Source organism: Gordonia sp. UBA7599 (assembly GCA_002477755.1).
GTDB lineage: Bacteria > Actinomycetota > Actinomycetes > Mycobacteriales > Mycobacteriaceae > Gordonia.
Genome location: DLKD01000122.1, coordinates 1 through 8,796, shown reverse-complemented (window position 1 = coordinate 8,796; position 8,796 = coordinate 1). Strand labels below are relative to the sequence as shown.

The 8,796-nt window shown below is 66.7% G+C and carries 10 protein-coding genes and 2 tRNA genes; 3 read left to right on the top strand and 9 right to left on the bottom strand.

The features are described from left to right. From B4L26_RS13950 to B4L26_RS13925, 6 genes are all read right to left on the bottom strand, one after another. The coding region (locus B4L26_RS13950; protein WP_290719621.1) for a ClpX C4-type zinc finger protein at positions 1 to 489 on the bottom strand (489 nt) is incomplete at its 3' end. A gap of 176 nt (positions 490 to 665) precedes the next feature. After that, positions 666 to 1,328: an ATP-dependent Clp protease proteolytic subunit gene (locus tag B4L26_RS13945; protein ID WP_290719619.1), complete on the bottom strand. Its 663-nt coding sequence runs from the start codon at positions 1,326 to 1,328 to the stop codon at positions 666 to 668. Between the two features lie 41 nt (positions 1,329 to 1,369). Next, positions 1,370 to 1,960, bottom strand: coding sequence for an ATP-dependent Clp protease proteolytic subunit (locus tag B4L26_RS13940; protein WP_290719616.1), 591 nt, complete (start codon positions 1,958 to 1,960; stop codon positions 1,370 to 1,372). A gap of 207 nt (positions 1,961 to 2,167) precedes the next feature. Further along, positions 2,168 to 3,532 carry a trigger factor gene (tig, locus tag B4L26_RS13935; protein WP_290719613.1) on the bottom strand — a complete coding sequence of 455 codons (1,365 nt, stop codon included), beginning with the start codon at positions 3,530 to 3,532 and terminating at the stop codon, positions 2,168 to 2,170. A gap of 35 nt (positions 3,533 to 3,567) precedes the next feature. Next, positions 3,568 to 3,641 (bottom strand) — tRNA-Pro (locus tag B4L26_RS13930). 22 nt (positions 3,642 to 3,663) lie between these two features. Then, positions 3,664 to 3,734: transfer RNA gene (locus B4L26_RS13925), tRNA-Gly, on the bottom strand. Positions 3,735 to 4,071: 337 nt separating this feature from the next. On the opposite strand from B4L26_RS13925, the gene B4L26_RS13920 reads away from it, so the two are divergent. Beyond that, positions 4,072 to 4,761 (top strand): L,D-transpeptidase, encoded by a 690-nt coding sequence (locus B4L26_RS13920; RefSeq protein ID WP_409563468.1) that lies wholly within the window; start codon positions 4,072 to 4,074, stop codon positions 4,759 to 4,761. A gap of 78 nt (positions 4,762 to 4,839) precedes the next feature. Here B4L26_RS13920 and B4L26_RS13915 read toward each other — a convergent pair whose 3' ends face one another. Both B4L26_RS13915 and B4L26_RS13910 read right to left on the bottom strand, forming a co-directional pair. Next, complete coding sequence (locus B4L26_RS13915) at positions 4,840 to 5,661, bottom strand: Fpg/Nei family DNA glycosylase (RefSeq protein WP_290719607.1); 822 nt, start codon at positions 5,659 to 5,661, stop codon at positions 4,840 to 4,842. Next, positions 5,654 to 6,127, bottom strand: a complete 474-nt coding sequence (locus tag B4L26_RS13910; RefSeq protein WP_290719604.1) for a ribose-5-phosphate isomerase — start codon at positions 6,125 to 6,127, stop codon at positions 5,654 to 5,656. Before B4L26_RS13910 ends, B4L26_RS13915 begins: the two co-directional genes overlap by 8 nt. Before the next feature lie 22 nt (positions 6,128 to 6,149). Between B4L26_RS13910 and B4L26_RS13905 the strand changes: the two genes are divergently transcribed. Then, positions 6,150 to 7,181, top strand: a complete 1,032-nt coding sequence (locus B4L26_RS13905) for a M48 family metallopeptidase (RefSeq protein WP_290719601.1) — start codon at positions 6,150 to 6,152, stop codon at positions 7,179 to 7,181. Positions 7,182 to 7,184: 3 nt separating this feature from the next. Here B4L26_RS13905 and B4L26_RS13900 read toward each other — a convergent pair whose 3' ends face one another. Beyond that, entirely contained in the window at positions 7,185 to 7,787 is a 603-nt protein-coding gene (locus B4L26_RS13900) for a DsbA family protein (RefSeq protein ID WP_290719598.1), read from the bottom strand. Positions 7,788 to 7,858: 71 nt separating this feature from the next. On the opposite strand from B4L26_RS13900, the gene B4L26_RS13895 reads away from it, so the two are divergent. Continuing rightward, the coding region (locus B4L26_RS13895) for a M1 family aminopeptidase (RefSeq protein ID WP_290719595.1) at positions 7,859 to 8,796 on the top strand (938 nt) is incomplete at its 3' end.

The window sequence follows — 8,796 nt, the reverse complement described above, 5'->3', positions numbered from 1 at the left end:
GATGTTCTCGACGTCCTCGCCCACGTAGCCGGCTTCGGTCAGCGCCGTTGCGTCGGCGATGGCAAACGGCACGTTGAGCATCTTGGCCAGCGTCTGCGCCAGGTAGGTCTTGCCGCAGCCGGTGGGGCCGAGCATCAGGATGTTAGACTTCGCCAACTCGACCGTCTCGCCGGTCTTGACGTCCTTCTTCTCCCCCGCCTGGATCCGCTTGTAGTGGTTGTACACGGCGACGGCGAGCGTGCGCTTCGCGTTGTCCTGGCCGATCACATAGTTGTCGAGGAAGTCGCGGATCTCCACCGGCTTCGGCAGCTCGTCGAGTTTGACGTCGCTGTTCTCGGCGAGTTCCTCTTCGATGATCTCGTTGCACAGATCGATGCACTCGTCGCAGATGTACACGCCGGGGCCCGCGATGAGCTTCTTCACCTGCTTCTGGCTCTTCCCGCAAAACGAGCATTTCAGCAGGTCGCCACCGTCTCCGATTCGCGCCATCGATCCTTACCTACTTCCTGCTGACCCGGTGCGGCCGTAGCACGCACTTGCGGGTGGCCGTTCTGTGGTCACCGTTCGGTACTCCGACGGTACCCGCGTACGGCCGCAACTTCGAGCTACTTGGGGCGAATGTCGCGCATTGCCGCGCGACATCCGCCCGCCGCCGCGGAGTGCGGTTACTTGTTGAGGGACTTCTTGCGGTAGCCGAAAACCTCGTCGATGATCCCGTACTCCTTCGCCTGCTCGGCGGTGAGGATGTTGTCGCGATCGGTGTCGACGCGGATCTTCTCCGGTGTCTGCCCGGTGTGACCGGCCAGGATCTCGTCGAGGCGCTGGCGGATCCGCTCGATCTCGGCCGCCTGGATCTCCAAATCCGACACCTGGCCCTGGAAGGCGCCGCCGGTGCGCGGCTGGTGGATCAGGATGGTCGCGTTGGGCAGCGCCGCACGCTTGCCGGGCGTACCGCCGGCCAGCAGGATCGCCGCCGCCGACGCCGCCTCGCCGAGGCAGACGGTCATGATGTCGCAATGCACGTACTGCATCGTGTCGTAGATGGCGAGCATGTCGGGCACGCTGCCGCCCGGCGAGTTGATGTACATCGTGATGTCGCGGTCGGGATCCTGGCTCTCCAGGACCAGCAGCTGCGCCATCACGTCGTTGGCGACGGTCTGGTCGATGGGCGTGCCGACGAAGACGATGCGCTCCTCGAACAGCTTCGCGTACGGGTCGTACTGCCGGTGGCCGGTCGGGGTCTGCTCGATGAAGCTCGGCAGGATGTAGCGAGCGGTCTGCTCGCGGTAGGCCTGCGCGGCCGTCACGGCGGTGGTCTCGATGCTCATGGTGGCTCTTTTCGAGTCGAAGGTGGTGGCGGGCGGGCGCGTCAGAGGGTGGTGACGACGTGGTCGACGAGGCCGTAGGCCTTGGCCTCCTCGGCACGGAACCACTTGTCGCGGTCGGCGTCGGCCTCGATCTTCTCCAGCGGCTGGCCGGTGTGCTCGGCGTTGAGCTGATTCATCTCTTTCTTCGTCAGCGCGAACTGCTCGGCCTGGATCGCGATGTCTGCGGCCGTACCGCCGATACCGGCCGAGGGCTGGTGCATCATGATCCGCGCGTGCGGCAACGCATGGCGCTTGCCCTTGGTGCCCGCGGTCAGCAGGAACTGTCCCATCGATGCGGCCATACCCATCGCGTAGGTGGAGATGTCGCAGGGCGAGAGCTGCATGGTGTCGAAGATCGCCATGCCCGCGCTCACCGACCCGCCGGGCGAGTTGATGTAGAACTGGATGTCCTTGTCCGGCGCCTCGGCGGTGAGCAGGAGAATCTGCGCGCAGAGCCGGTTGGCGATGTCGTCGTCGACCTGGGTGCCGAGGAAGATGATCCGCTCGCGCAGCAGTCGCTCGTAGACCGAGTCGTTCAAGGTCAGACCGGCGACGCCCGACGACATCGTGGTGTGGATCGACGAATTGCTCACTGTTCCTACCTTTGAATCCGATCTCGCTAGCGCGAGGTCAACGGTGAATCGTTGAGGTGCTTGTCTTCGACCCTAACCAATGGCCGGGCCCAACCCATCCCGTTGACACGCTGATTCGCTCACAGCTAAACGGGCGTTCGCCAACGGCGAACGGCCGGGCGGGGATCGAGGTCCCGGCCCGGCCGTTGCACGGTGTGGTTGGTGCGACTACGCGTCGGCGGTCGCGTCCTCGTCGGCCGGCTCGTCGGCGGTGGCCGCACCGAAGAACTCCTCAGTGTCGACCACTGCGCCGGTGTCATCGGTGACGGCGACCTCGCCGACGATGGAGGCCAGTGCCTTGCCGCGGCGCGCATCGGCGTAGACCGCGCCAATCTGTCCGGCCTGCTGGAGCTGGTTGACGAACTCCTGCGGCGCCATGCCGTAGCGCTGAGCCGAGAAGATGATCTGCTGGGTGAGCTCCTCCTGGCTGATCTCGGTGCCCTTCGCATCCGCGATGGCATCGAGCAGCAGCTGGGTGCGCACACCGCGCTCGGCGTTCTCGCGGGCGTTGGCCTCGAACTCCTCGCGGGTCGTGCCCTGCGCCTCGAGCAGCCGCTCGAGCATCTCCTCGTCGTGGCCGATGCTGTGCAGGATCTCCTCGAGCTGACCCTGCACCTCACCCTCGACGATCTTCTCCGGCAGCGGGAACTCGACCTTCTCCAGCAGTTCGTCGAGGACCTTGTCGCGGATCGCGTTGGCCTGCTCGATCTTCTTGGACTGCTCGACACGGCTGCGCACGGCGTCGCGCAGCTCATCGATGGTGTCGAACTCGCTGGCCAGCTGGGCGAACTCATCGTCGAGCTCGGGCAGCTCGCGCTCCTTCACCGCACCCACCTTGACGGTCACGTCGGCATCGGAATCGGCGAACTCGCCGGCGACGAGCTTGGTGGTGAACTGGGCTTCCTCGCCGGTCTTGAGGCCGATCAGCGCCTCGTCGAGGCCGTCGATGAGCTGGCCGGAGCCGACCTCGTGGGACAGGCCCTCGGTGGTCGCGTCGGGAACCGAGTTGCCGTCGACGGTCGCCGCCAGATCGAGCGTGACATGGTCGCCATTCTGCGCGCCGCGCTCCACAGCCTTGAGGGTGCCGAAGCGCTCGCGCAGGTTCTCGAGCTGCTCCGCGACGGCGTCCTCGTCGGACTTGAGGGCGTCGACGGTCACAGCCAACTTCGAGAAGTCGGGCAGCGTGATCTCCGGGCGGACGTCAACCTCGGCGGTGAAGGTGACGGGCTGGCCGTCGACGAGCTCACCGAGCTCGATCTCGGGCTGGCCGATGGCCGCCACGTCGGCCTGATCGATCGCCTCGCCGTACTTGACGGGCAGTGCGTCGTTGACGACCTGGGCCAGCACCGCGTCGCGCCCGACGCGGGCCTCGATCAACTTGGCCGGCGCCTTGCCGGGACGGAACCCGGGGATGCGGACCTGCTGGGCCAAAGTCGCGTAGGCCTTGTCGAACTCTCCCGAGAGCTCCTCGAAGGGGATCTCGACGGTCAACTTCACCCGGGTCGGGTTCAACTGCTCCACGCTGGTTTCCACGCGCGTTCTCCTTATATACGGGGGTGTCTCGATTGTCGGGATGACAGGATTTGAACCTGCGACCCTCCGCTCCCAAAGCGGATGCGCTACCAAGCTGCGCCACATCCCGTGGCCGTGTCGAAAATGTCCAGAGCGGGTGACGGGAATCGAACCCGCGTAGCTAGTTTGGAAGACTAGGGCTCTACCATTGAGCTACACCCGCATGCAGGCCGCGCTCCGGGGTCGCCGGAATCGCCGCGTGCGAAAAAGAACTGTACACGGGGCGCGCAGAGCGCCGAAATCCGGGAGCAAGGCGGTTGACACCTTGTTCGGGTGCGAAACCTCACAACCGACATCTGTGCAGGTGAGGCGATTCTTTATCAGTCCGGTGTCCGATTCACAGCTGTTTTCAGTGGCCCGAAAGAAACGATTGTGCAACGATTGACGATGAGATTGTCGAGCGGGTTCGCCCCGCACACGACATTCCGCGGGGTGGTCACGACATAGAAGTGCTCGAACTTCCGTTCATCCCAGACAACAACTGTGAAGGACACGAGACAATGCTTAGCCCCACCAAGCATGCTCGGCGGATGACCGCCAAGAGCGTCATCGTCGCATGTGCGGGCGCTGTCGCCGTCGGTCTGGCGCTGCCCGCGTCGGCCAACGCCGCGCCCGTCACCATCATTCCCGGCCTCCCGCCGATCGACATCCCCGGTGTCGCGGCCCCGTCGAAGCCGAAGCCCAAGCCGAAGCCGAAGCCCCAGCCGGCACCGGAGACCGACAACGGAGTGACCGTGCCGGCAATGCCGGCGGTCTCCAGCAGCACCGGCTGGGTTGCCCTGGCCGATGACGCGAGCCACACCATCTTCTGGTGGAAGGACGGCGAATACAACCGGTCGATGCCGATCTCGATGGGCACCAACCAGCACCCGACGCCCAACGGCACGTACCACACCAAAGAAAAGCACCGCGAGATGTACATGGACTCGTCCACGTACGGCGTGCCGATCGACTCCCCCGAGGGCTACCGCACCTATGTCGAGTACGCGGTCCGCATGGACTGGGGCGGGATCTTCATCCACGGCGCCCCGTGGTCGGTCGCGCAGCAGGGTGTCAGCAATGCCAGCCACGGCTGCATCAACATCAACCTCACCAACGCGAAGTGGGTGTTCGACACCATTCCGCGCGGCACGCCGATCGTCGTCCGCGGCACCATCGGTGGCGGCAACTGGCGCACCCCGCGCGACTGAGCACCACCAGCTAGCAACAGCGATGAGCCGGGTCCTCCACGGAGGATCCGGCTCATCGCTTTCGCTGTAGGTGCCGGCTCACGTCTGGCAGGTCGGGCACCAGAACAGGTTGCGCCCCTCCATGACCTCGTGGGCGACCGGCATACCACAGATCCGGCATGGCTCCCCCGCACGCCGATACACGTAGGTCCGTGGGCGGTCGGGCCGGTACGACGGTGCGCCGTGGTCGTCGTCGGGCCGCATCACGTGCATCTGGCCCCGTCGAACGCCGATCGGCATGAGCAACAGCAAGTCGGCCCAGATGGCGTCGAACTCATCGTCGGAGATGGTCGTGCCCGCCCGGTGCGGGTCGATGCCCGCGCGGAACAACACCTCGGCGCGGTACACATTCCCGACGCCGGCGATCACCTTCTGGTCCATCAGCAGCGCACCGATGGGGCGCTTGGACTTCTGGATCGCAACCCGGGCCCGCGACGGCTCGGCGTCGGGGCGCAGCGGATCCGGGCCGAGCCTGGCCACGAGTGCGTCGAGGTCCTCGGGCGTGTAGAGCTCGCACGCGTTGGGCCCGCGCAGGTCGACGGCCGCGGTGGGCGAGGAGATCCGCAACCGCACTTGCCCCACCGGCGGTCCGGGCGGGACGGGCAGGTCGTGGAAGGCACCGTAGATCCCGAGGTGGACGTGCACCAGTTGACGAGGCCCCGAACGCGCGGACGAACCCGGCGGACGGTACTCCTGCACCAGATGCTTGCCCCACGCCTGGGCGCGGTGGAAGGTCCAGCCGTCGAGCATCGCAGCCTCGTCGGCGAAGCGTCCTTGCGGGCTGCTCAGCGCGACCGGGTGCCCGCCGAAGAGGCGCTGCTGGCGCCGGGCGAGCCGATGAAGGGTGTGACCCTCAGGCACCGGGAACGGCGGGGGCGACGCCGGTGCGCTCGTACTCGGCGAGAATGTCGATGCGGCGCTGATGGCGCGGCTCCTCCGACCACGGTGTGGCGATGAACGCATCGACGATAGCCAGAGCCTCTGCCTCGGTGTGCATGCGGCCACCGATGCCGATCAGCTGTGCGTTGTTGTGCTGGCGGGCCAACTCCGCGGTCTCGACGCTCCACGCCAGAGCACACCGCGCGCCGGGCACCTTGTTCGCGGCGATCTGCTCGCCGTTGCCGCTGCCGCCGAGCACAATGCCCAGGCTGCCCGGGTCCGCGACAGTCCGCGTTGCCGCGGCGATGCAGAAGGCGGGATAGTCGTCGAGCGCGTCGTAGGTGTGCGCACCGCAATCGACGACTTCGTGGCCCTGCGACCGCAAGTGGTCGGCGATCTGGTTCTTCAGTTCGAAGCCGGCATGGTCGGCACCCAGGTAGACACGCATGGCGCCACTATAGTTTGGAGGCGTGTCTGCACCAGAAACGGCCCCCGGCCTGTCTTCGCCGATTCCCTCCGTACCCGGGATCCCCGCCGGACCGACCCCCGCGCCGCACCAGCTTCCGCCCGACGCGCACTGGTTGCCGCCTGCCGGATACGCCGACCGGCCACGCCGACACCCCTGGGAGAACCCGATGCTGGTCATCCTCATCGGCCTCACCATCATCGGGAACCTGATGGTGATCCTCGTCGTCGCGCGCGGTCTGCTGAGTGCGGAGTTCCTGTCGATCCTGGCGTTGCCGCTGTTCCTGGTCCTCGGCCGCGGTATCACCTACGCCTCGCCGCGGGTCAACGGTGTCCAGCTGACGCCCACGCAGTTCCCCGAGGCCTACGGGATGGTCGTCGACGCGGCGGCGCGGTTCGGACTCGAGTACATCCCCGACGCCTACGTGATCAACGGCAACGGCACACTCAACGCCTTCGCCTCCGGACACGGGTTCCGGCGCTACGTCGTCGTGTACAGCGACCTGTTCGAGGTTGGCGGGCGGGCCCGCGACCCCGAGGCGCTGCGCTTCGTCATCGGCCACGAGATCGGGCACATCGCCGCCGGCCATACCTCGTACTGGCGGCAGCTCGGCGTCGGCATCGGAATGCGGATCCCGATCCTCGGCAGCGCACTCTCGCGAGCACAGGAGTACACCGCCGACAACTACGGGTACTACACGCAGCCGTCGGGGTCGCCTGGCGTCATCGGTGCGCTGTCGGCCGGCAAGTACCTGCTCTCAGCCGTCGACTTCGACCAGTTCGCCGACCGTGCCACCCAGGAGCGCGGTCCGTTCGTGGTCCTCGTCAACGCGTTGTCGAGCCACCCGGTCCTGACCTGGCGGGCGGCGGCACTGCGCAATCGCACCAAGGCCGGTTCGATGTGGCTGCGACCCAAGGCGATCGTGCGCGGTGTGGGCAGCGGCAACGCCGTGCCGATCCTCCCGCCGCCACCGAACCCGGCCGCCGTGCCGGTTGGCTATCTGCCCAACGGAATGGTCTCGCAGACCAAGCCGTAGCGGTCAGTCGAACTGCGGGTCTTCGCTACGGGTGCGCTTGAGCTCGAAGAAGTGCGGGTTCGCCGCGACGGCGACGACGCCGTCCCACAGCGTGCCGGCATCCTCGCCGCGCGGGATTCGCGAGAGCACCGGGCCGAAGAAGGCGACGTCGTTGACGTGAATGGTCGGCGTTCCGACGTCGTCACCGACCTTGTCCATACCCTCATGGTGGCTGCGGCGGATCGCCTCGTCGAACTCGGTGGAATCGGCTGCCGCCGCCAGTTCAGCGGGCAGCCCGACGTCGGCGAGCGCCCCGGCGATGACCGAGTCGATGTCCTTGTCACCCTCGTTGTGGAGGCGCGTGCCCATCGCCGTGTAGAGCGGCGCAAGGATCTCATCGCCCCGGTCGGCAGCCGCGGCGGCCAACACGCGGACCGGTCGCCACGCGTCCTTGAGGACCTCGCGATACGCGTCGGGGATATCGCGGCCCTCGTTGAGGACGGCCAGGCTCATGATGTGGAACGAGACCTCGATGGGACGGACCTGCTCGGCCTCCACGATCCAGCGGGAGGTGATCCAGCACCACGGGCACAGGGGGTCGAACCAGAAGTCGACGCGATCGCTCATACTCTCCGTTCTACCCCACCGCCCGTCCACCCCACCGCCCAACCCGGCCCGCTCCGCGTACCCTCTTACGCGTGACTGCGCCGAACCTGACCCGCGACCAAGCCGCCGCCCGCCGTGACGTCCTGCACGACGTCGCCTACCGGATCGACCTCGACCTCACCGACGGCGCCGGCCAGCCCGGCGAGACTACGTTTTCCTCGACGACGACGATCACCTTCGGCGCCCAGGCGGGCTCGTCGACCTTTGTCGACCTCGTCGCCCCGCGGCTGATCTCGGCGACGTTGAACGGCACCGAACTCAGTGTCGACGGGTACGACGAGGAGGTCGGCCTGACGCTGCCGGATCTGGCCGCGCGCAACGAGCTCGTCGTCGTCGCCGATTGTGCGTATTCCAACACCGGTGAAGGCCTGCACCGCTTCGTCGACCCCGCCGACGGCGCCGTCTACCTGTACTCGCAGTTCGAGACCGCCGACGCCAAGCGCATGTTCGCCTGCTTCGACCAGCCCGACGTCAAGGCCGTCTTCGACATCGCGGTCACCGCACCGGCGGACTGGAACGTCATCTCCAACGGGGCGACGGAGTCGACGACCTCCGCCGACAGCGGCGCCACCGTCCATGAATTCGCCGCCACTCCCCTGCTCAGCACCTACCTCGTGGCACTGATCGCCGGGCCTTACCGTCGGTGGGACGACAGCTACACCGACGAGCACGGCACCATCGACCTGGGCCTGTTCTGCCGCGAATCACTCGCCGAGCACATGGACGCCGACCGGTTGTTCACCGAGACAAAGCAGGGCTTCGACTTCTACCACCGCAATTTCGGCATCCCCTACGCGTTCGGCAAGTACGACCAGCTGTTCGTGCCCGAGTTCAACGCCGGCGCGATGGAGAACGCTGGTGCGGTGACCTTCTTGGAGGACTACGTCTTCCGCTCCCGCGTCACCAACTACCTCTACGAGCGGCGCGCCGAGACAGTGCTGCACGAGATGGCCCACATGTGGTTCGGCGA